Annotated in this window: 22 protein-coding genes and 1 tRNA gene; 17 read left to right on the top strand and 6 right to left on the bottom strand. The window is 66.0% G+C overall.

What is annotated here, in order from left to right:
• The first annotated feature begins 81 nt into the window (after positions 1-81).
• The 8 genes from G3N98_RS15415 to hisC all read left to right on the top strand — a co-directional run bounded on the left by G3N98_RS15415 (position 82) and on the right by hisC (position 7227).
• Positions 82-1905, top strand: coding sequence for a tetratricopeptide repeat protein (locus G3N98_RS15415; protein ID WP_089456955.1), 1824 nt, complete (start codon positions 82-84; stop codon positions 1903-1905).
• The gene (gene lolB, locus G3N98_RS15410) at positions 1905-2525 is read left to right on the top strand and encodes a lipoprotein insertase outer membrane protein LolB (protein WP_206148609.1); all 621 of its coding nucleotides are present in this window, start codon (positions 1905-1907) and stop codon (positions 2523-2525) included. Before G3N98_RS15415 ends, lolB begins: the two co-directional genes overlap by 1 nt.
• Positions 2526-2550: 25 nt before the next feature.
• Positions 2551-3432, top strand: coding sequence for a 4-(cytidine 5'-diphospho)-2-C-methyl-D-erythritol kinase (ispE, locus tag G3N98_RS15405; RefSeq protein ID WP_206148608.1), 882 nt, complete (start codon positions 2551-2553; stop codon positions 3430-3432).
• 55 nt (positions 3433-3487) lie between these two features.
• Positions 3488-3564: transfer RNA gene (locus G3N98_RS15400), tRNA-Gln, on the top strand.
• Positions 3565-3608: 44 nt separating this feature from the next.
• Positions 3609-4565, top strand: a complete 957-nt coding sequence (locus tag G3N98_RS15395) for a ribose-phosphate pyrophosphokinase (protein WP_089426358.1) — start codon at positions 3609-3611, stop codon at positions 4563-4565.
• Between the two features lie 161 nt (positions 4566-4726).
• Positions 4727-5332 (top strand): 50S ribosomal protein L25/general stress protein Ctc, encoded by a 606-nt coding sequence (locus tag G3N98_RS15390; RefSeq protein WP_206148607.1) that lies wholly within the window; start codon positions 4727-4729, stop codon positions 5330-5332.
• A gap of 121 nt (positions 5333-5453) precedes the next feature.
• Positions 5454-6053 carry an aminoacyl-tRNA hydrolase gene (gene pth, locus G3N98_RS15385; RefSeq protein ID WP_021163050.1) on the top strand — a complete coding sequence of 200 codons (600 nt, stop codon included), beginning with the start codon at positions 5454-5456 and terminating at the stop codon, positions 6051-6053.
• 106 nt (positions 6054-6159) lie between these two features.
• Positions 6160-7227: a histidinol-phosphate transaminase gene (gene hisC / locus G3N98_RS15380; RefSeq protein ID WP_206148606.1), complete on the top strand. Its 1068-nt coding sequence runs from the start codon at positions 6160-6162 to the stop codon at positions 7225-7227.
• Positions 7228-7311: 84 nt separating this feature from the next.
• On the opposite strand, the gene G3N98_RS15375 is transcribed toward hisC, so the two are convergent.
• From G3N98_RS15375 to rsmD, 3 genes are all read right to left on the bottom strand, one after another.
• Complete coding sequence (locus G3N98_RS15375; RefSeq protein ID WP_069248899.1) at positions 7312-7578, bottom strand: YfhL family 4Fe-4S dicluster ferredoxin; 267 nt, start codon at positions 7576-7578, stop codon at positions 7312-7314.
• A gap of 59 nt (positions 7579-7637) precedes the next feature.
• The gene (gene coaD, locus G3N98_RS15370) at positions 7638-8135 is read right to left on the bottom strand and encodes a pantetheine-phosphate adenylyltransferase (protein ID WP_039346084.1); all 498 of its coding nucleotides are present in this window, start codon (positions 8133-8135) and stop codon (positions 7638-7640) included.
• A gap of 111 nt (positions 8136-8246) precedes the next feature.
• Positions 8247-8861, bottom strand: a complete 615-nt coding sequence (rsmD, locus tag G3N98_RS15365) for a 16S rRNA (guanine(966)-N(2))-methyltransferase RsmD (RefSeq protein WP_089426360.1) — start codon at positions 8859-8861, stop codon at positions 8247-8249.
• Positions 8862-9076: 215 nt separating this feature from the next.
• On the opposite strand from rsmD, the gene ftsY reads away from it, so the two are divergent.
• Positions 9077-10231: a signal recognition particle-docking protein FtsY gene (ftsY, locus tag G3N98_RS15360; RefSeq protein WP_089473584.1), complete on the top strand. Its 1155-nt coding sequence runs from the start codon at positions 9077-9079 to the stop codon at positions 10229-10231.
• A gap of 83 nt (positions 10232-10314) precedes the next feature.
• Here ftsY and maiA read toward each other — a convergent pair whose 3' ends face one another.
• Positions 10315-10959, bottom strand: a complete 645-nt coding sequence (maiA, locus tag G3N98_RS15355; protein WP_206148605.1) for a maleylacetoacetate isomerase — start codon at positions 10957-10959, stop codon at positions 10315-10317.
• Between the two features lie 193 nt (positions 10960-11152).
• Between maiA and ybiB the strand changes: the two genes are divergently transcribed.
• Together ybiB and leuA are read left to right on the top strand one after the other, a co-directional pair.
• The gene (ybiB, locus tag G3N98_RS15350) at positions 11153-12127 is read left to right on the top strand and encodes a DNA-binding protein YbiB (RefSeq protein WP_089473585.1); all 975 of its coding nucleotides are present in this window, start codon (positions 11153-11155) and stop codon (positions 12125-12127) included.
• 380 nt (positions 12128-12507) lie between these two features.
• Entirely contained in the window at positions 12508-14154 is a 1647-nt protein-coding gene (gene leuA, locus G3N98_RS15345; protein WP_206148615.1) for a 2-isopropylmalate synthase, read from the top strand.
• Between the two features lie 143 nt (positions 14155-14297).
• Here the strand turns inward: leuA and G3N98_RS15340 are convergent, their stop codons facing one another.
• A complete protein-coding gene (locus G3N98_RS15340) occupies positions 14298-14681 on the bottom strand; it encodes a nuclear transport factor 2 family protein (RefSeq protein WP_069248904.1) in 384 nt (127 codons plus the stop codon).
• A gap of 45 nt (positions 14682-14726) precedes the next feature.
• Positions 14727-15296, bottom strand: coding sequence for an acyloxyacyl hydrolase (locus G3N98_RS15335; protein WP_206148604.1), 570 nt, complete (start codon positions 15294-15296; stop codon positions 14727-14729).
• Positions 15297-15655: 359 nt separating this feature from the next.
• On the opposite strand from G3N98_RS15335, the gene rpoH reads away from it, so the two are divergent.
• The 6 genes from rpoH to G3N98_RS15305 form a co-directional block, all read left to right on the top strand.
• Entirely contained in the window at positions 15656-16591 is a 936-nt protein-coding gene (gene rpoH, locus G3N98_RS15330) for an RNA polymerase sigma factor RpoH (RefSeq protein ID WP_089426365.1), read from the top strand.
• A 367-nt stretch (positions 16592-16958) separates the two neighbouring features.
• Positions 16959-17237, top strand: a complete 279-nt coding sequence (gene cydP, locus G3N98_RS15325; protein ID WP_089426366.1) for a cytochrome oxidase putative small subunit CydP — start codon at positions 16959-16961, stop codon at positions 17235-17237.
• A complete protein-coding gene (locus G3N98_RS15320) occupies positions 17227-18807 on the top strand; it encodes a cytochrome ubiquinol oxidase subunit I (protein WP_089431704.1) in 1581 nt (526 codons plus the stop codon). Before cydP ends, G3N98_RS15320 begins: the two co-directional genes overlap by 11 nt.
• A 31-nt stretch (positions 18808-18838) precedes the next feature.
• Positions 18839-19975 (top strand): cytochrome d ubiquinol oxidase subunit II, encoded by a 1137-nt coding sequence (gene cydB, locus G3N98_RS15315; RefSeq protein ID WP_089431705.1) that lies wholly within the window; start codon positions 18839-18841, stop codon positions 19973-19975.
• A gap of 62 nt (positions 19976-20037) precedes the next feature.
• Positions 20038-20154: a cytochrome bd-I oxidase subunit CydX gene (gene cydX, locus G3N98_RS15310; RefSeq protein WP_011353251.1), complete on the top strand. Its 117-nt coding sequence runs from the start codon at positions 20038-20040 to the stop codon at positions 20152-20154.
• A gap of 589 nt (positions 20155-20743) precedes the next feature.
• Positions 20744-21485 (top strand): carbohydate-binding domain-containing protein (locus G3N98_RS15305; protein ID WP_206148603.1); only part of this gene is annotated, 742 nt, incomplete at its 3' end.

Genomic DNA, 21485 nt, shown 5'->3' with positions numbered 1-21485 from the left:
GCGGGTCTGAGACTGGATTCACGATCGTGCGTGTATTGTAGCGAGCGCGTTACAATCGGTTGAAACATCGAACGGATTTCCATGACTCTGCCCTCGAAGCTGCTTCAGAAGCGTCCCGCCGCCGTGCGCGGCGCGCGCGCCTTCCCGGTCCGCCGTGCACTCGGCGCCGCGCTGTTTGCCGCCTGGACCCTCACCGCCTTCCCGGCCCACGCGCAGGATCCGGCATCGGACGACGCGGAGTCGCAGGGCGCGTTCGAGCATGTGATGCCGGACGAGAAAAAGGATCTCCCCGGCGTTCCGCTGACGAGCCAGATCGTCTACCAGGTGCTCGCCGCCGAGGTCGCGCTGCAGCGTAACCAGCCCGCGCCGGCCTACCAGACCTACCTCGCGCTCGCCCGCGACACGCGCGATCCGCGCATGGCGCAGCGTGCGACCGAGATCGCGCTCGGCGCGCAGAGCCCGGCCGACGCGCTGTCCGCCGCGAACCTGTGGCGCCAGTACGCACCCGATTCGAATCGCGCATCGCAGGTCGACGCCGCATTGCTGGTGCTCGCCGGCAAGCCGGCCGATGCACAGCCGATGCTCGCGCGCGAGCTGGCCCGGGCGACCGGCGAGACGCGCGGCCCGGCGATCCTCGCGCTGCAGGCGCTGCTCGTGCGCGGCTCCGACCGCGTCGGCGGCCTCGCGGTGCTGAAGGACATGCTGAAGAACGACCTGAACCGGCCCGAAGCCCAGCTCGCGATCGCGCGCCAGCAGCTCGCGGTCGACGACAAGGACGGCGCCGCGCAGTCGCTGAAGCAGGCGCTGCAGCTCCGCCCCGACTACCTGCCGGCAGCTTTGATGCTGTCGCAGATGGGGCCGGCGGAACGCGCGGCGGGCATCACGTCGTTCGAGAAGTATGTTCAGCAGAATCCGAAGTCGCGCGATGCGCGGCTCGCGCTGTCGCAGCTCTATCTCGCCGACGATCGCCTCGACGACGCGCAGAAGCAGTTCGAGACGATGCGCAAGCTCGACGCGAAGGATCCGACGCCGCTGATGGCGCTCGCGCTGATCAAGATCCAGCAGAAGAAGCTCGACGAAGCGACCGGCTACCTGAAGCAGTACGTCCAGCTCGGCGACAAGCAGCCGAATCTCGACGTCGGCCAGGGCTACATCTACCTCGCGCAGATCGCGATCGACCAGAACAACGACGCGCAGGCGTCGCAGTGGCTCGACAAGGTCGACCAGACGAGCCAGCACTACCTGCCCGCGCAGATCACGCGCGCTCAATTGCTGCAGAAACAGGGCAAGACCGACGAGGCGCGCAAGGTGCTCGACGACCTGCCGATCACGGATCCGCGCGACGCGGCCGTGGTCGCACGCACCGACGCGTCGATCCTGTTCACCGCGAAGCGCTACCCGGAAGCCGAGGCACGGCTCGGGCAGGCGGTCCAGGACTTCCCCGACGATCCCGACCTGCGCTACGACTACGCGATGGCGGCCGAAAAGACCGGCCACTACACGACGATGGAAAAGCAGCTGCGCGAGCTGATCCGCACGCAGCCCGACAATCCGCAGGCGTACAACGCACTCGGCTATTCGCTCGCCGACCGCAACCAGCGGCTCCCCGAAGCCAGCAAGCTGATCGACAAGGCGATGACGCTCGCGCCGAACGACGCGTACATCATGGACAGCCTCGGCTGGGTGAAGTACCGGATGGGCGATACGGCCGGCGCGGCGAAGGTGCTGCGGCGTGCGTACGAACTGCAGCCGAACGCCGAGATCGGCGCGCATCTCGGCGAAGTGCTGTGGAAGAGCGGCGCGCAGGACGATGCGCGTTCCGCATGGCGTGACGCACAGAAGCTCGAGCCGGACAACGACACGCTCGTGCAGACGCTGAAACGCCTCCAGATCAACGGTCTCTGATGCAGATGTTCCCGACGTTTTCCCTGTCCTTCCGCGCGCAGCGCACGCTGGTCGCAGCCGGCGCGGCACTCGTGCTCGCCGGCTGCGCGAGCACGCCGCCGTCGGCCAGCGCGCCGGCCGGCGCGGCGCTGCAGACCGCCGCCACGCACGCTTACCATGGCCGCTTCGCGGTGCGGTACGACGACCGTCTCGGCAATCCGCAGAACGTGTACGGCAACTTCGACTGGCAGGAGCACGGCGACGACGTGTCGCTCGAGCTGCGCAGCCCGCTCGGCCAGACGCTCGCGGTCGTGAAATCGACGCCGCGCGCGGCGTCGCTCGAATTGCCGAACCGTCCGACGCAATATGCGCCGGACGTCGGCGACCTGATGCAGAAAACGCTCGGTTTCGAACTGCCGCTCGCGGGCCTGCGCTACTGGCTGCTGCCGACCGCCGCGCCCGCCACGCCCGCGCAGACGGTGCGCGATCCGGCCGACGGTACGCGCGTCAAGCAGATCCGCCAGGACGGCTGGACGATCGACTACCTTGCCTACGCGGATGCCCCGGCCACGGGCGTCAAACGCGTCAACCTCGTGCGCGCGACACCGCCGCTCGACATCAAGCTCGTGCTCGATCAGTGAGCACTGGCCCAGCCCAGACATACGCATGACCGATTCGACCCGCTCGCTGCGCAACTGCCTTGCGCCCGCGAAACTCAACCTGTTCCTGCACATCACCGGCCGCCGTCCGAACGGCTATCACGATCTGCAGAGTGTGTTCCAGTTGCTGAACTGGGGTGACACGCTGCACTTCACGCTCCGTGACGACGGCCGCGTCGCACGCGTCACCGACGTACCCGGCGTGCCCGAGGAAAGCGATCTTGTCGTGCGCGCAGCCAACCTGCTGAAAGCGCATACGGGCACCGCGCACGGTGTCGACATCGAGATCGACAAGTGCCTGCCGATGGGGGCCGGCCTCGGCGGCGGCAGCTCCGACGCGGCGACGACGCTGCTCGCGCTGAACCGCCTGTGGCAACTCGACCTGCCGCGCGCCGAACTCCAGTCGCTCGCGGTAAAACTCGGCGCAGACGTCCCGTTTTTTATTTTTGGAAAAAATGCGTTCGCAGAGGGTATCGGAGAAGAATTAGCTGAGGTACAATTGCCGACTCGCTGGTTCTTGGTTGTAACGCCCCGCGTTCACGTCCCAACCGCTGAAATATTTTCAGATGAGTTGTTGACAAGAGATTCGAAGCGCGTCACAATTACGGACTTTCTTGCACAGCAAAGCAGCGACGCGGGATGGCCAGATAGTTTCGGCCGGAACGATATGCAGCAAGTTGTGACAAGTAAGTACGCGGAAGTTGCGCAGGTGGTCAAATGGTTGTATGATGTGACCCCCGCGAGGATGACCGGCTCCGGAGCAAGCGTGTTTGCAGCGTTTCGCAGCAAGCATGAGGCAGAAGCGGCGCAAGCCAAGCTGCCCACCAGTTGGAACGGTGCAGTTGCCGAGAGCCTGAACGAGCATCCGCTCTTCGCTTTCGCGTCATGAAGTTTTACTTTGCCGAACGGCCTACACAAGTTCGGTGAAGTTATCAGTTAAGTGTAGGGGAGTCGCCAAGTTGGTCAAGGCACCGGATTTTGATTCCGGCATGCGAGGGTTCGAGTCCTTCCTCCCCTGCCAAAAATTTTCCCGCATTTCCCGCCTAAGCCCGAAGCAGGTGCACGATGAGCAGCCATGACGGCCTGATGGTTTTTACTGGCAACGCGAATCCCGCGCTCGCCCAGGAAGTCGTCAATATCCTTGGAATTCCCCTCGGCAAAGCAATGGTCAGCCGTTTCTCCGACGGCGAGATCCAGGTCGAGATCCAGGAAAACGTGCGTGGCAAGGACGTCTTCGTCCTGCAATCCACGTGCGCACCGACGAACGACAACCTGATGGAACTGATGATCATGGTCGATGCGCTCAAGCGCGCATCCGCCGGCCGGATCACTGCAGCCATCCCCTACTTCGGTTACGCCCGTCAGGATCGCCGCCCGCGTTCGGCGCGCGTCGCGATCTCGGCGAAGGTCGTCGCGAACATGCTGGAAATCGCCGGCGTCGAGCGGATCATCACGATGGATCTGCACGCCGACCAGATTCAAGGCTTCTTCGACATCCCGGTCGACAACATCTACGCAACGCCGATCCTGCTGGGTGACCTGCGCAAGCAGAACTACCCGGATCTGCTCGTCGTGTCGCCGGACGTCGGCGGCGTGGTGCGTGCCCGGGCACTCGCGAAGCAGCTCAACTGCGATCTCGCGATCATCGACAAGCGTCGCCCGAAGGCGAACGTCTCCGAAGTGATGAACATCATCGGTGAAGTCGAAGGCCGCACCTGCGTGATCATGGACGACATGGTCGATACGGCAGGCACGCTCTGCAAGGCTGCTCAAGTGCTGAAAGAGCGCGGCGCGAAGCAGGTCTTCGCCTACGCGACGCACCCGGTGCTGTCGGGTGGCGCAGGCGACCGCATCGCCGCATCGGCACTCGACGAGCTGGTCGTCACCGACACGATCCCGCTGTCCGCCGAATCGCTCGGCTGCTCGAAGATCCGTGCACTGACGAGCGCGAGCCTGCTGGCCGAAACGTTCTCGCGGATCCGCCGCGGCGACTCGGTGATGTCGCTGTTCGCGGAATCCTGATCGCGAATCGACTGAACAAAGCATGCGCGGAAAGCGAAGCGGCAACGCTTCGCTTTTTGCACAATCGGACGGGATAGACGAAACCCCGGCCGTTTCATCGGGGGCCGCAATTTGACGGCCCCGTTTTACTGCCTGGTCGCGGGCAGCTATTGGAGAATCACATGAAAGTCGTCGCTTTCGAGCGCCAAGAGCAAGGTACGGGTGCGAGCCGCCGCCTGCGCAACGCTGGTAAGACCACGGGTATCGTTTACGGTGGCGAAGCAGCCCCGCAAAAGATCGAACTCGATCACAACGCCCTGTGGCACGCCCTGAAGAAGGAAGCTTTCCACTCGTCGATCCTCGACCTCGAAGTGGCTGGCCGGTCGCAACAGGTTCTGCTGCGCGACGTGCAATACCACCCGTTCAAGCAACTGGTGCTGCACGTGGACTTCCAACGCGTTGACGCGAAGAAGAAGCTGCACACGAAGGCTCCGCTGCACTTCCTGAACGCTGAAATCAGCCCGGCCGTGAAGCTGTCGAGCGCGATCGTTTCGCACGTCGCGACGGAAATCGAAATCGAGTGCCTGCCGGCTGACCTGCCGGAGTTCCTCGAAGTCGACCTGTCGAAGATCGAAGCCGGTCAATCGCTGCACGCGAAGGACATCACGCTGCCGAAGGGCGTCGCGCTGGTCGCGCACATCGACGCGGAAAACCCGGTTGTCGCATCGGCGACGGTCCCGGCTGGTGCCGTGTCGGACGCAGCAGAAGGCGAAACGCCGGCTGCCTGAGCGGGCTGCCCACGCGCCCCATCGATCCGTTTCTCGAAACGGTCGACGCAACCCGCCGCGGCTTGCCCGGCGGGTTTTTCTTTTTCTGCGCCCAGGCGGCCGTTGCCGCCTTCGAAACGTCATGATCAAACTGATCGTCGGCCTCGGCAATCCCGGGGCGGAATACACCGCGACGCGCCACAACGCCGGCTTCTGGCTGATCGACCAGCTCGCCCGCGAAGCCGGCGCGACGCTGCGCGACGAGCGCCGCTTCCATGGCTTCTACGCGAAAGCGCGCCTGCACGGCGAGGAAGTCCACCTGCTCGAGCCGCAAACCTACATGAACCGCTCCGGCCAGTCAGTCGTCGCGCTCGCGCAATTCTTCAAGATCCTGCCCGACCAGATCCTCGTCGCGCACGACGAGCTCGACCTGCCGCCCGGCACCGTGAAGCTGAAGCTCGGCGGCGGCAGCGGGGGCCACAACGGCCTGAAGGACATCACCGCGCACCTGTCGTCGCAGCAGTACTGGCGGCTGCGGATCGGCATCGGCCATCCGCGCGACCTGATTCCGGAAAGCGCGCGCGCCGGCGCGAAGCCCGACGTCGCGAACTTCGTGCTGAAACCGCCGCGCCGCGAGGAACAGGACGTGATCGACGCGTCGATCGAACGTGCGCTCGCCGTGATGCCGATGGTCGTCAAGGGCGAACTCGACCGCGCGACGATGCAGCTGCATCGCAACTGACCGCATCGCACCGCTCCGGTGCATCGAGCCGTCCGGTGCCGCCGGGCGGCCCCGCCCTGCGCGCACATGCGGTAATCTGGTCGCTTTGCCCGACAGGAGCCAAGCGGTGAGCCGTTACTGGAGCGACATCGTTCAGCAACTCGTGCCTTACGTGCCGGGCGAGCAGCCCGCGCTCGCACACCCCGTGAAGCTGAACACCAACGAGAATCCCTATCCGCCGTCGCCACGCGTCGTCGCGGCAATCGCACGCGAACTCGGCGAGACCGGCGACACGCTACGCCGCTATCCCGACCCGGTTGCGCGCGCGCTGCGCGAAACGGTCGCGGCGCATCACCGGATCAAGCCCGAGCAGGTGTTCGTCGGCAACGGTTCCGACGAGGTGCTCGCGCACACGTTCCAGGCGCTGCTCAAGCACGACCGGCCGCTGCGCTTCCCCGACATCACGTACAGCTTCTATCCGACCTACGCGCGCCTGTACGGCGTCCAGACGTCGATCGTGCCGCTCGCGGACGACTTCTCGATCCGTGTCGAGGACTATCTCGACGACGCCGGCGGCGTGCTGTTTCCGAACCCGAACGCGCCGACCGGGCGTGCGCTGCCGCTCGCTGACGTCGAGCGGATCGCAGCGGCGAATCCGTCGTCGGTCGTCGTGATCGACGAAGCGTATGTCGACTTCGGCGCGCAGTCCGCGATCACGCTGATCGACCGCTACCCGAACCTGGTCGTCGTCCACACGACGTCGAAGGCGCGCTCGCTCGCGGGCATGCGCGTCGGCTTCGCATTCGGCGATGCCGCGCTGATCGACGCGCTGAACCGGGTGAAGGACAGCTTCAACTCGTACCCGCTCGACCGGCTCGCGCAAGTGGCCGCGCAGGCCGCCTATGAAGACACCGACTATTTCAACGCAACCTGCCGGCGCGTGATCGACAGCCGGTCGCGTCTGACGCATGCGCTCGACGCGCTCGGCTTCGACATCGTGCCGTCGGCCGCGAATTTCGTGTTCGCGCGCCATCCCGCGCACGACGCGGGCGCAATCGCAGCGAAACTGAAGGAACGGGAGATTTTCGTGCGGCACTTCCGGCTGCCGCGGATCGACCAGCACCTGCGCATCACCGTCGGCACCGACGCCGAATGCGATGCGCTCGTCGCGGCGTTGCGCGAGCTGCTGGCCTGAAACGGAAGAACCGGCGCCGGGCGGCGCCGATCCGGATGCGTGACGGTCGTGCCGAAGGACTCGAGCGCGCGCGTCACCGCGGGGTCACGACGCGTCGTCGCCCTTTTCGGCGGTCAACGCGTGATACTTCTCCATCAATTGCGCGTGCGATTCGTCATGCTGCGGATCGCGCGGAATGCATTCGACCGGACACACCTGCTGGCACTGCGGTTCGTCGAAATGGCCGACGCACTCGGTGCACTTGTTCGGGTCGATCACGTAGATGTCCGGGCCCATCGAAATCGCGCCGTTCGGGCACTCGGGCTCGCACACGTCGCAATTGATGCACTCGTCGGTAATCATCAAAGCCATACTGATCTCACTTCTTCAGGCCGACGGCCGGCTTCGCAACGAAACCGGCCGGCGCCGCATCACGCGGCAGGGCCTCCGATCGCAGCGACTTTCTCGGTCAGCCACTTCTCGACGGACGGGAACACGAACTTGCTGACATCGCCGCCCAATTGCGCGATTTCGCGCACGATCGTCCCCGAGATGAACTGGTACTGATCGGACGGCGTCATGAACATCGTCTCGACGTCGGGCAGCAGGTAGCGGTTCATCCCCGCCATCTGGAACTCGTATTCGAAATCGGACACGGCGCGCAGGCCGCGCACGATCACGCGCGCATTGTTGGTGCGGACGAAATCCTTCAGGAGGCCGGTGAAACTCATCACCTTCACGTTCGGATAATGGCCGAGCACCTCGTTCGCAATCGTCAGACGTTCTTCGAGCGAGAAGAACGGCTTTTTCGCGCGGCTGTCGGCCACACCGACCACCAGCGTATCAAAAATGCTCGACGCACGCCGCACGAGGTCTTCGTGCCCGCGCGTCAGCGGATCGAACGTACCGGGATACACGGCGACTACCATGTCGCTCCTCCTGTCATCACGCAAACGGGATGGCAGCGGTGCGATGCGCACGCCGCTGCCGAGATGGGCATGCGTCGCCTTTGCGGCGCGCCGCCTCGTATGGAACGCGCATTATTCATCATTTTCGCGCCGCAGCAAATGATAGTGAACCGCACCGGCCTTGCCGTGCTTCACGACCTCCCAGCCGGCGAGTGCGTCGTGCGCGGCCGGATCGAGCTCCGCCCCCGTCTCGACGTACAGCGCGCCGCCCGCCGCGACGAGCGGCGCCGCCAGCGCAATCGCGCGCTCGAGCGCGGCCAGATCGTCGAACGGCGGATCGAGAAACACGACGTCGAACGCGCCCGGCGTGAGCCCGGCCGCGAGCCGCAGCGCGTCCGCCTCGGCAACCTCGACCGCACGCGCGCCGAGCTTGTCCTTGATCGCACGCAGCTGCTGCGCGGCGCGCGGATGGCGCTCGACCATCACGACGCTCGCCGCGCCGCGCGACGCCGCCTCGAAACCGAGTGCGCCGGTGCCCGCGAACAGGTCGAGGCAACGCCGGCCTTCGAGATCCTGGCCGAGCCAGTTGAACAGCGTCTCGCGCACGCGATCGGGCGTCGGCCGCAGGCCGTCGAGATCGAGCACCGCGAGCGGCGTGCGTTTCCAGTCACCGCCGATGATGCGGATCGTGTGCGGCTTGCCGCGGCCAGAAGGGGCCGCCGGGCGGCCGGGAGAGGAACGGGACATACTGAATATCGACGACGGAGGGACCGGGCGCGCGCGGGGGCGCACCGCTAAACAGGCGCACGTTACCACAGCGGCGATGCGCGCTGGCGCGAGCGCCACGCCGCACTGATAAAATGCACGGTTTCGGCCGCCGTGCGCCGCGCCCGCGCGAACGCAAAACGGCCCGTCCGGTGCCCGCCCCTGGCGGCGGCCCGCCCTCTTCCCGACGTCAGACCATGTTCAGCTTCTTCAAACGATTCAAGAAAACGCAGGAGCCCGATCCGGCGGAATCGCAATCGGCCGACGCGCAGCAAACGGACGAACCGTCCGAAGCGCCCGCGGTCGAGGCCCCGCCCGCGGCCGACGTGCCGCAAGCGCCCGCGCAACCGGCCGCGCCGGCCGTCGTGATGACGGTCACGCCGACCAACGATGGCCGCGACGAAGTCGTCGAGACGGTCGAAATCGTCCCGCCGCCGCTGCAGGACGCCACCGCGAAGAAATCGTGGCTCGCGCGCCTGAAAACGGGGCTCGCCAAGACGGGCTCGAGCATCACCGGCGTGTTCGTCAACACGAAGATCGACGAGGATCTGTACGAGGAGCTCGAAACCGCGCTGCTGATGTCCGACGCGGGCGTCGACGCGACCGAGTACCTGCTCGGCGCGCTGCGCGAAAAGGTGCGCACGGGCCGCCTGACCGACCCGCAGCAGGTGAAATCGGCACTGCACGACCTGCTCGTCGAACTGCTGACGCCGCTCGAGAAATCGCTGATGCTCGGCCGCGCGCAGCCGCTCGTGATGATGATCACCGGCGTGAACGGTGCGGGCAAGACGACCAGCATCGGCAAGCTCGCGAAGCACCTGCAGAGTTTCGACCAGTCGGTGCTGCTGGCCGCGGGCGACACGTTCCGCGCGGCCGCGCGCGAACAGCTGGCGGTCTGGGGCGAGCGCAACAACGTGACGGTCGTGCAGCAGGAAAGCGGCGATCCGGCCGCGGTGATCTTCGACGCGGTCAGCGCGGCGCGCGCGCGCAAGATCGACGTGATGATGGCCGACACGGCCGGCCGCCTGCCGACGCAGCTCCACCTGATGGAAGAGCTGAAGAAGGTGAAGCGCGTGATCTCGAAGGCACACGACGGTGCGCCGCACGAAGTGCTGCTGGTGATCGATGCGAACACCGGCCAGAACGCGCTCACGCAGGTCAAGGCATTCGACGACGCGCTCGGCCTCACCGGCCTCATCGTCACGAAGCTCGACGGCACCGCGAAGGGCGGGATTCTCGCCGCGATCGCGCGGCAGCGCCCGGTGCCGGTGTACTTCATCGGCGTTGGCGAGAAGGTCGAGGATCTGCAGCCGTTCAGCGCGGTCGAATTCGCGGACGCGCTGCTCGGCTGAACATCGCCGGCACGCATCGCACAGGGCGCCTTCGGGCGCCCTTTTTCATGCGCGCCCGGTCATGCATGCCGAGCGCATCACGCTCATTCGGCGTCGGGTTGCGCGCCGGGCTCGGCGGCCTTGAACGCATCGAGCGTCGATGCATGGTCGACGATCCGCTGGATCGTGGGATAGCGCGTCGTGTCGATCGAGAAGCGGTTCGCGTTGAACACCTGCGGCACGAGGCATATGTCGGCGAGCGTCGGCGCATCGCCGAAGCACAGCTTACCGGTGCGCGGATCGCTCGCGAGACGCGTCTCGAGTGTCTCGAAGCCCGCCTCGATCCAGTGCCGGTACCACGCGTTCTTCGCCTCCTCGGGCACCTTCAGCGTGTGCTTCAGGTACTTCAGCACGCGCAGGTTGTTGAGCGGATGGATTTCGCACGCGATCTGCAGCGCGACCGCACGCACATACGCGCGATCGACCGGCTGCTTCGGCAGCAGCGCCGGCTCCGGATGGGTTTCCTCGAGATATTCGATGATCGCGAGCGACTGCTGCAGCGTCGCGTCGCCGTCGATCAGCGTCGGCACGACCGCATCCGGATTCAGCGCGCGGTACGCGTCCTTCAGTTGCTCGCCGCCGTCGCGCAGCATGTGCACGGGGACATAGTCGAACGGCAGCTGCTTCAGGTTCAGGGCGATCCGCACGCGGTACGACGCGGAACTGCGGAAATAGCTGTAAAGCTTCATGGGATGTCTCTCGTAGTCGTATTCGGCCGGCGACGGCACGGGCGCGGCGCAGCCGGCGCGCACCGCCGGGACTCAGAGTGTAGCGCGCCGCGCCGCGCGGCCTCGCTTGGCGGCAGCCGCACCCGTGCGATACTCGGGGCATTCCTCACCGCTCACAGCGCGGCCCGATGCCGGCCGCCCGCCCCACGCCCCGATGACCGCTTCCCACGATCCCGCCGCCGTTCCGTTCCCGTGCGCCCGCTTCATCAAGGAAATCGGCCGCGGCCCGCACGGCGCACGCGCGCTGTCCGCCGAGGACACGTTCGAGCTCTATCGCGCGATGCTCGACGCACGCGTGTCGGACGTCGAACTCGGCGCGATCCTGATCGCCTATCGGCTGAAGGGCGAATCCGCCGACGAGCTGGCCGCGATGCTCGCCGCCGCGCAGGCGTCGTTCGAGCCGGTGCACGTGCAGGATGCCGCGTTCCGCCCCGTGTCGATCCCGAGCTACAACGGCGCGCGCAAGCAGCCGAACCTCGTGCCGCTGCTCGCGCTGCTGCTCGCGCGCGAAGGCGTGCCGGTGCTCGTGCATGGCGTCGAGCAGGATCCGGGCCGCGTGACGAGCGCCGAGATCTTCTCGGCGTTGTCGCTCGCACCGTCGGCTTCGCACGATGCCATCGAGGACATGCTCGCCGAGCGCCGCGTCGCGTTCGCGTCGATCGAGGTGCTGGCGCCGCGCATCGCACGCCTGCTGTCGATGCGCAGCGTGCTCGGCGTGCGCAACTCGACGCACACGCTCGTGAAGATCCTGCAGCCGTTCGCGCCGGCCGGCCTGCGGCTCGTCAACTACACGCACCCGCCGTACCGCGACAGCCTGGCGCAATTGTTCCGCGACCATCCGGATGCCGCGCTCGGCGGCGCGCTGCTGGCACGCGGCACCGAGGGCGAAGCCGTTGCCGACACGCGGCGCCAGGTGCAGGTCGACTGGCTGCACGACGGCGTGTGCGACACGCTGATCGACGCAGAACGCTCGTCGACCGATGCGCCTGCTGTCGCCCTGCCCGAATCGCGCGACGCGGCCACGACGGCCGCGTGGACCGACGCCGTATTGCGCGGCGAAGTGCCGGTGCCCGACACGGTCGCCCGGCAGGTCGCGACGATCGTGCAGATCGCCCGCATCGCACGCTGAAGGCACGCTCGCGAACCGGCCCCGCTTGCAGGGCATTTGACACGCGAGCGCATCCTGGCATAGAGTTGCCCTCATGCGTTCCTTTCCGAACCCCCTCCGAATTACCTCCGGCCGCCTAGCGCGGCCGCTATCGCTACGACTAGCCTAAGGCTTTCGTAGCGCCGTGTGCTGTCCGCACGGTCCCTCCCAGCAGTTCCTCGCAGTACCCCTCTCGTAGTTTTTACAACCCGAAGTCGTCAGCATTCGTCCGTCTATCCGTCGGCCGACTCGCGAAGATCATCCGCATCCGCAGCGCGTTCACGTGCCGCGGAGCGAGGCAGCGCCAACCGTCGCCCATGCCGCCCGTCTTCGCTCGCGACTTGAGACCCGAGGTCCAGAAGATGCAGCGCAATCCGCAAGACAAGTACCGTCCGTTCGAGCCCGTCCGCCTCAATGGCCGCAAATGGCCGTCGCGCACCATCGAGCGCGCGCCCGTCTGGATGAGCACCGACCTGCGCGACGGCAACCAATCGCTGATCGAGCCGATGAGCATCGAGCAGAAGCTCGAGTTCTTCGAGATGCTGGTCGCGATCGGGTTCAAGGAGATCGAAGTCGGTTTTCCGTCGGCGTCGCAAACCGACTTCGATTTCGTCCGCAAGCTGATCGACGACAAGCGGATTCCCGACGACGTGACGATCGAAGTGCTCGTGCAGGCGCGCGAGGACCTGATCGCCCGCACCTTCGATGCGCTCGAAGGCGTGCCGCGCGCGATCGTGCACCTGTACAACGCGGTCTGCCCGTCGTTCCGCCGCATCGTGTTCGGGATGTCAAAGGCCGACGTGAAGGCGCTCGCGATCGACGGCACGCGCATCATCAAGGAACACGCCGCCGCGCGCCCCGACACGCAGTGGACCTTCCAGTACTCGCCGGAAACCTTCAGCATGACCGAGCTGACGTTCGCGCGCGAGATCTGCGACGCGGTCGCGCAGACCTGGCGGCCGACCCGCGATCACAAGATGATCGTCAACCTGCCGGCCACCGTCGAAGCCGCGAGCCCGAACGTGTTCGCCGACCAGATCGAGTGGATGGACCGCAACCTCGCGTACCGCGACAGCATCGTGTTGTCCGTGCATCCGCACAACGATCGCGGCACCGCGGTCGCGGCGGCCGAACTCGCGCTGCTCGCGGGCGCCGACCGCATCGAGGGCTGCCTGTTCGGCAATGGCGAACGCACCGGCAACGTCGATCTCGTCACGCTCGCGCTGAATCTCTACACGCAGGGCGTCGATCCGGGCCTCGATTTCTCCGACATCGACGCGGTGCGCCGCGTCGTCGAACGCTGCAACCAGATTCCCGTGCATCCGCGCCACCCGTATGCGGGCGACTTCGTGTTCACCGCGTTCTCGGGCTCGCACCAGGACGCGATCCGCAAGGGCTTCGCGCAGCAGCGCCCCGACGCGGCCTGGGAAGTGCCGTACCTGCCGATCGACCCGGCCGACCTCGGCCGCAGCTATGACGCGGTGATCCGCGTGAACAGCCAGTCCGGCAAGGGCGGCGCGACGTTCCTGCTCGAACGCGGGATGGGCTTCACGCCCACGCGCCGCGTGCAGATCGAATTCAGCCATGCGGTGCAGACGCTCGCCGACGCGTCCGGCGAGGAAGTGACCGGCGACGCGATCTGCGCGTTGTTCGCGCGCGAATTCTTCGACACCGACGGGCCGGCCGAGCGACACGGCAACGGCGTGCGCTGGCAGAACCGCGAGATCGCGGCAGTGCCCGCGCCAGACACGACGCCCGACGAGGCCGTGCGACGTTTGGCCGCGGCATTCGCGGCGGCCGCCGGCGCCGCGATCGACGTCGCGTCGTGCGAACACGCCCGCACGACGGATGGACGGATCGCGGTATCGGTCGGCTGCCGGGTCGGCGATGCGCCGCTGCGGCACGGCGTCGGCCTGCACGCCGATGCGGCGAGCGCCGCGCTCGACGCGGTGGTCAGCGCGATCAACCGCTCGGCATGGCACTGCGCGGATCGCCGCGCGGCGGCCTGAGCGGCAGGTTCCGTTTCAGGGTTCAAACGTCAGCGAGCGGGGCGTGACCGCCCGTGCGCCGCGCGATCCGCGTCGCACGAGGCAGCAAAAAGCGGCCCAGAAGGCCGCTTCGGTCGGGACATGAAAAGAAGCGCCACGCGCGCTCATGTCTCGGTCGCGCACCGCGTCGCCTGCCACGCGAACAGGCTCCAGCGGCCCTGTTGGTGGGTGTGGACGGAGGTATAGGCAATCGGGAAGACCAGGCCGCCGTTGTTCGTTTCCATCTCGATCAACGCGCGCCCGGTGACGACGCAGGTTTCATCGCCGACGGGCAGCACGTCCTGCGACTGGATTTCGATCTGGCGATAGCGGCGGCGGCCGGCGACGATGGCGTCGATGAACTGCTGCTTGGTTTCGCGTTTGCCGTTGGTGTGGACGAAGAACACCTTGTCCGACAAAAGCGTGTCGAGCGCCTCGCCGTCCCCGTCCACCATCGCCCGGAACCGATCGCGCTCGAGCGCGCGGATCGCATCGACCACCTTCGCCATCGCCTGACTCCTCGGCAACGCGCACGCCGTGCGCGGGCGTGCGGATCAGAAGTTGTACTGCAAGTAGAACTGGTGGAAATTTATACCAGGATTCGGCTCTTTGATACCCGCGTTAGACACATGTTCAAAATGGTAGCCGACCTGATACTGTTGCCGTTGGCCGAACTGCACGCCCACCCCCGCCGTCGGCGCGAACTGGAACGCGGTGCCCAACGAGAAGTGATCCGAGATCGTCGGGTGCGTCAGCAGCCTCACGCCGCCGCCGGCCTCGATGAACGGGCGGATCTCCCCGGCGCTCCTGATGAAGCGGAACATCGGCGTCACGCCGAATTCGCCGATGTTGCCGTGGACGTTGCCGCCCGTGTGCCAGTAGCCGGCGTGCCCTTCCACGACGAACGCGAAGTGCCAGCCGCCGATTTCCCACCAGTTCCAGCCCGGATCCCACACCACGCCGAGATCGGCCTTGTCGACCCCGCGGCGATCCGAAAAACCACCGCCCGCCTGAATCCCCCATCGATCCGCACATGCCGCACCCGATCCGGCCAGAAGGGACGCCGCCAGCATCGCGTGCAGCGCAAGCCGGCTGCGGGGCCGGCGATTCTTCTTATTGTTCATCTGTCACTCCAACTTTGGGGGTTGAATGGAGCCAGCCGCATCGGCCGGCTCAAGCGAACTGAATGGTATGGTAAAGGACTTTTCGGATCGGCATCACAAAGCGAAATGGCTTGCTTCCAAAACGACAAAAATTGAAATCGTCTACTGATTACCATCAGAAACAACGGCTTACGGAACTTCGCTTCGCCCCCTCTGTCGCAGAATAGACTATCGACTCGACTTGCTCGATAGAAAAAGCGGGAACTCCGATGCCCACGCTTGCTCTAAGGAATTAGCACTCGGTTTCCGGGAGTGCTAAGATGGCTCCCGGAATCTCATCCGAGACCGGGGGTTTGTCCCTGATTCCAAAGGAGTTTTTAGTGAGCAACGCCCTGACCCTCCCGAACACCCTGAGCCCGACGCCGGCCAAGGCCGCATCGGCAGGCTCGCTGGCGCTCGCAGCCCAATCGATGTTGCCGGGCCAGCTTGGCAACATCGACGCGTATATCCAGGCCGTCAATCGCATTCCGCTGCTGACGCCGGAAGAGGAACGCCAGTACGCGACCGAATTCCGCGAGGGCAACAACCTCGACTCGGCACGCCGCCTCGTGCTGTCGCACCTGCGGCTCGTCGTGTCGATCTCGCGCAACTATCTCGGCTACGGTCTCCCGCACGGCGACCTGATCCAGGAAGGCAACATCGGCCTGATGAAGGCCGTGAAGCGCTTCGATCCGGCCCAGAACGTGCGTCTCGTGTCGTACGCGATCCACTGGATCAAGGCCGAGATTCACGAGTACATCCTGCGCAACTGGCGCACGGTGAAGGTCGCGACGACGAAGGCGCAGCGCAAGCTGTTCTTCAACCTGCGCAGCCACAAGAAAGGCCTGCAGGCGATGACGCCCGAGGAAATCGACGGCCTCGCGAAGGAACTGAACGTCAAGCGCGAAGACGTGACCGAAATGGAAACGCGCCTGTCGGGCGGCGACATCGCGCTCGAAGGGCAGGTCGAGGACGGCGAGGAGTCGTACGCGCCGATCGCCTACCTGGCCGACTCGCACAACGAACCGACCGCCGTGCTGGCCGCGCGTCAGCGCGACACGCTGCAGACGGACGGCATCGCGCAGGCACTCGGCGCACTCGACGCGCGCAGCCGCCGCATCATCGAGGCGCGCTGGCTGCACGTCGACGACGACGGCTCGGGCGGCTCGACGCTGCACGATCTCGCCGCCGAGTTCGGTGTGTCGGCGGAACGCATCCGCCAGATCGAGGCGAGCGCGATGAAAAAGATGCGCACCGCCCTCGCCGAATACGCGTAAATCGCTGCGATTTAGAGCGCTTCATCAAAAACCGCTGCCCGACCGGCAGCGGTTTTTTTTCGCCCGTCTTTTCCGCTGCTTTTCATTCGCTGCCTCGTTCGTTTCTCGGCGCGTTTCAGTGCGGATTAATTGACCTGATTCGTCAGGTAATAGGCCGTTTGGGGGCCCCTTCCGCATAACCTTGATCTGCCTCAAGTTTCGGCCCGTGTTTCGCGACGGTCTGCCGCAGCGCAGCACTCGGCATCGGAAAGCCGTCCTTTTAAAATTGGCATGTCAGGCGCAAAAGGATTAAAACAGCTTCACGGCCGTCATAAATCCGACGTAAAGTCGCCCCAAATCAGATTTAAATCGATTCAGGATATTCGCCTTGATCTCGATCAATAAAGAGCCTGCGCCGCCGCCCGCGCGGCCGGCCGGCACGATCGGCTGGCGCGCGCGCATCGCCGCGTGGGCACGCGGCCCGACCCTCGCCCGCGACATCACCCTGGTGCTGATCGTCAAGCTGATCCTCCTGATGTCGCTCAAATACGCATTCTTCAATCATCCGCAGGCCGAGCACATGTCGTTGCCGCCTGCCGCCGTCGCCGAGAAGCTGCTCTCGGTACCGGCGCCTGCATCTACCGAGGGAGACCACCATGATAAGTAGTGAAGTCGTCGATCTGTCACGTCTGCAGTTCGGCATCACGGCGCTCTACCACTTCCTGTTCGTGCCGCTGACGCTCGGCCTGTCCTGGCTGCTCGTCATCATGGAAGCGGTGTACGTGATGACCGGCAAACAGGTCTACAAGGACATGACCCAGTTCTGGGGCAAGCTGTTCGGGATCAACTTCGCGATGGGCGTGACGACCGGCATCACGCTCGAATTCCAGTTCGGCACGAACTGGTCGTACTACTCGCACTATGTCGGCGACATCTTCGGCGTACCGCTCGCGGTAGAAGGCCTGATGGCGTTCTTCCTCGAATCGACGTTCGTCGGCCTGTTCTTCTTCGGCTGGAACCGCCTGTCGAAGGTCAAGCACCTGATGGTCACGTTCCTCGTCGCGCTCGGCTCGAACCTGTCCGCGCTGTGGATCCTCGTCGCGAACGGCTGGATGAACAACCCGGTCGGCGCCGAGTTCAACTACCAGACGATGCGCATGGAGATGACGAGCCTGTTCGACGTGCTGTTCAACCCGGTCGCGCAGGTGAAGTTCGTGCACACGGTGTCGGCCGGCTATGTGTCGGCGGCGATGTTCGTGCTCGGCGTGTCGTCGTGGTACCTGCTGAAGAAGCGCGACGTCGACTTCGCGCTGCGCTCGTTCGCGGTCGCGGCCGGCTTCGGCCTCGCGGCGACGCTGTGCGTGATCGTGCTCGGTGACGAATCGGGCTATACGACCGGCGAAGTGCAGAAGATGAAGCTCGCCGCGATCGAATCCGAATGGGAAACGCAGCCGGCACCCGCATCGTTCACGCTGATCGGCATCCCGAACCAGGAAGAACAGCGCACCGACTATGCGATCAAGATCCCGTACGCGCTCGGCCTGATCGCGACGCGCTCGATCGACGAACCGGTGATCGGCCTGCGCGAGCTCGCGAAGCACAGCGAGGAGCACATCCAGAGCGGGATGGTCGCGTACGGCGCGCTGCAGAAGATCAAGCAGGGCGACACGAGCGACGCGACCCGCGCGCTGTTCGACCAGCACAAGCAGTATCTCGGCTACGGGCTGATGCTCAAGCAGTTCACGCCGAACGTGGTCGACGCGACGCCCGAGCAGATCAAGGCCGCCGCGAAGAAGACGATCCCGCCGGTCGCGCCCGTGTTCTTCTCGTTCCGGATCATGGTGGCCCTCGGCTTCCTGTTCGTCGCGACGTTCATCGCCGCGTTCTGGTTCTGCGCGCGCCGCGAACTGCTGCAGGACAACCGCCGCTGGTTCCTCCGCTATGCGGTGTGGGCGATCCCGCTGCCGTGGATCGCGATCGAATTCGGCTGGATCGTCGCCGAGCTCGGCCGCCAGCCGTGGACGATCGCCGGCGTGCTGCCGACGCACCTGTCCGCGTCGAGCCTGCAGCCGAGCGACCTGTACCTGAGTCTCGCGGGCTTCATCCTGTTCTATACCGCGCTGTTCGTCATCGAGATCAAGCTGATGTTCAAGTACGCGCGCCTCGGCCCGTCGTCGCTGCATACCGGCCGCTATCACCACGAAATCGCGGCCGCCAGCGAGCGCGCCACGGCGTGAGCACGCACCTGAAACGGAACAAGGAATCGCTATGGACTATGCAACTCTCAAGCTGATCTGGTGGCTGCTCGTCGGCGTGCTGCTGATCGGCTTCGCCGTCACCGACGGCTTCGACATGGGCGCGACCGCGCTGCTGCCGTTCCTCGGCAAGACCGACGAGGAGCGCCGCATCATCGTCAACACCGTCGGCGCGACGTGGGAAGGTAACCAGGTGTGGCTGATCACGGCCGGCGGCGCGATGTTCGCGGCCTGGCCGCTCGTCTACGCGGCGTCGTTCTCCGGCTTCTACTTCGCGATGCTGCTCGTGCTGTTCGCGCTGTTCTTCCGGCCGGTGGGCTTCGACTACCGCAGCAAGCGGCCCGACCCGCGCTGGCGTGCGGGCTGGGACTGGGGCCTGTTCGTCGGCGGCTTCGTGCCGGCGCTCGTGTTCGGCGTCGCGTTCGGCAACCTGCTGCAAGGCGTGCCGTTCAAGTTCGACAGCGACCTGCGCGTGACCTACTACGGCGGCTTCTGGGCGCTGCTGAACCCGTTCGCGCTGCTGTGCGGGCTCGTCAGCCTCACGATGCTCGTCGCGCACGGTGCGGCCTTCATCAAGATGAAGACGGACGGCGTGATCGCGCGCCGTGCGTCGGTCGCGCTGCGCGTGGCGTCGTTCCTCGCGGTCGTGCTGTTCGTGCTGGCCGGCGTGCTGGTCGCGTCGACCATCGGCGGCTTCCACATCACGCACGCCGCGCCCACCGATACGGTCGCGAACCCGCTGCTCAAGGACGTCGCCGCCGGCTCGGGCCTGTGGCTCGCGAACTACGGCGAATTCCCGTGGATGATCGCGGCGCCCGTCGTCGCGATCGCGGGTGGCCTGATCGCGTTGCTGCTCGCCGGCTCGAAGCAGGAGAAGACGGCGTTCTTCTGCACAGGCCTGATGATCACCGGCGTGATCCTGACCGCCGGCTTCTCGATGTTCCCGTTCATCATGCCGTCGTCGCTCGACCCGCGCAGCAGCCTGACCGTGTGGGATTCCACGTCGAGCCACATGACGCTGCAGGTGATGCTGTTCGCGGTGATCGTGTTCCTGCCGATCGTCCTGCTCTACACGAGCTGGGTGTATCGCGTGATGCGCGGCAAGGTCACGCGCGAGGTGCTCGAAGAGAACAAGCATTCGCTGTATTGATGCTTTGAACCGGGCCGGGGCGCGCACGCGCCCTCGCCCACCGTTTCGCAAGGAGTCGGATCATGTGGTATTTCAGCTGGATTCTCGGTATCGGCGTCGCGCTGTCGTTCGGCATCGTCAATGCGATGTGGCTCGAAGCGCGGCAGAAGACGCAGGAAGCACGCGTTCGCCACGACTGATGCGCGCGCGGCCGATCGCGCCGCCGCCGTCCGGAAGGAACCTCGCCTCGCGCGAGGTTTTTTTTCGCCTCCGGCCGGCTGGACAGGCCCGCCGGTGCGATGCCAATTTAGCGCCAGATTGATACCACTTGAATACCAATAAAAGGTTTCATAAGATCTTTGGACACGGCCGCTGACAGGCCGAATCCTTCCGGGTGGGGGAGACATGCGAATCCCGAATGTGGCGCGCGCTGGCGCGCCGTCTCGTCGTCGGCGCGTGGCGGCCGGTTGTGCGTCGTCGGCGAGTGTCGCCGTCATCGACCGCGCAGGTCGCGCGCGCGTCGCTGCCCATGGGCACGTCGTCACGGCGTCACCATCAGCAGCAGCCGCTGCCGTGCACCGCCGATGAAGACGCGTACCCGCCCGCGCCGATCCGACCGGCACGCCTGCCCGCCACCCGTTCCGTAACGCACGCGCCCGCGTGCCGACTTCGCGCGGGGCAGCCGCATCGCCCGCGCACCCTGTTGTCCCCGCAGCTCCGTTGAAAGACCCGCTCGCAGCGACGTCATCCCGTGACGCCGCTACGCCCCCTTTTGTCTCAGGAGTCCGCATGAACCGAACCTTGTCCACCCTGTTTGCCGGCCTGCTGATCGCGGCGCTGTCGCCGGTCGCGCTCGGCGCACCGCCAGCGTCGAGCGCGGCGCTCGCGACGGCCGGCACCGTCCGTCCACCCGTGCCGCCGGCCGATCTCGCGGCGCAGTTGTCGAACGGCCTCGCGTTGCGCGTCGCCGTCGACAACAATCATGCAGCCGCGGCCGGCGTGCCGTGCGCCGATCTCGGCGCCGACGGCGCGGCCTGCGCGACCGGCCGCCTGATCCTGCAGAACCGCGGCCACCAGGCGATCGCCGACGGCGGCTGGAAGCTCTACCTGCACAGCATCCGCCGCCTGCTGCGGATCGACCGCCCCGGCTTCGCGCTGCGGCGGCTCACCGGCGACCTGTACGAACTGACGCCGCAACCGGGCTCGGTGCGGCTGGCACCGGGCGAGCGCATCGAGCTGCCGTTCGTCGCCGAATACTGGCTGCTGCGCTACAGCGACGTGATCCCGCGCCCGTACGTGGTCGTCGACGGCGCGCCGCCCGCCGTGCTCCGCTACAACGACACCGACGACGAACTGCGCTACGTCGAATCGCTGCCGGCCGACGCGCAGAACAACTCGACCGGCAATGCGCCGCCCGTCGCCGCGCGGCCCGACGCGAGCCGCGCGCTGCCGAGCGTGAAGCGCGAGCAGCCGCTGCCCGGCACGCTCGACCTGCGCGGCGTCGAGCTCACGCTGCCGAACCTGCCGGACG

Origin of the sequence: Burkholderia sp. Tr-20390 (assembly GCF_017104595.1) — a bacterium.
GTDB lineage: Bacteria > Pseudomonadota > Gammaproteobacteria > Burkholderiales > Burkholderiaceae > Burkholderia.
Note: the sequence above shows the minus strand (reverse complement) of the source record. Positions and strands in the feature narration are given on the sequence as shown.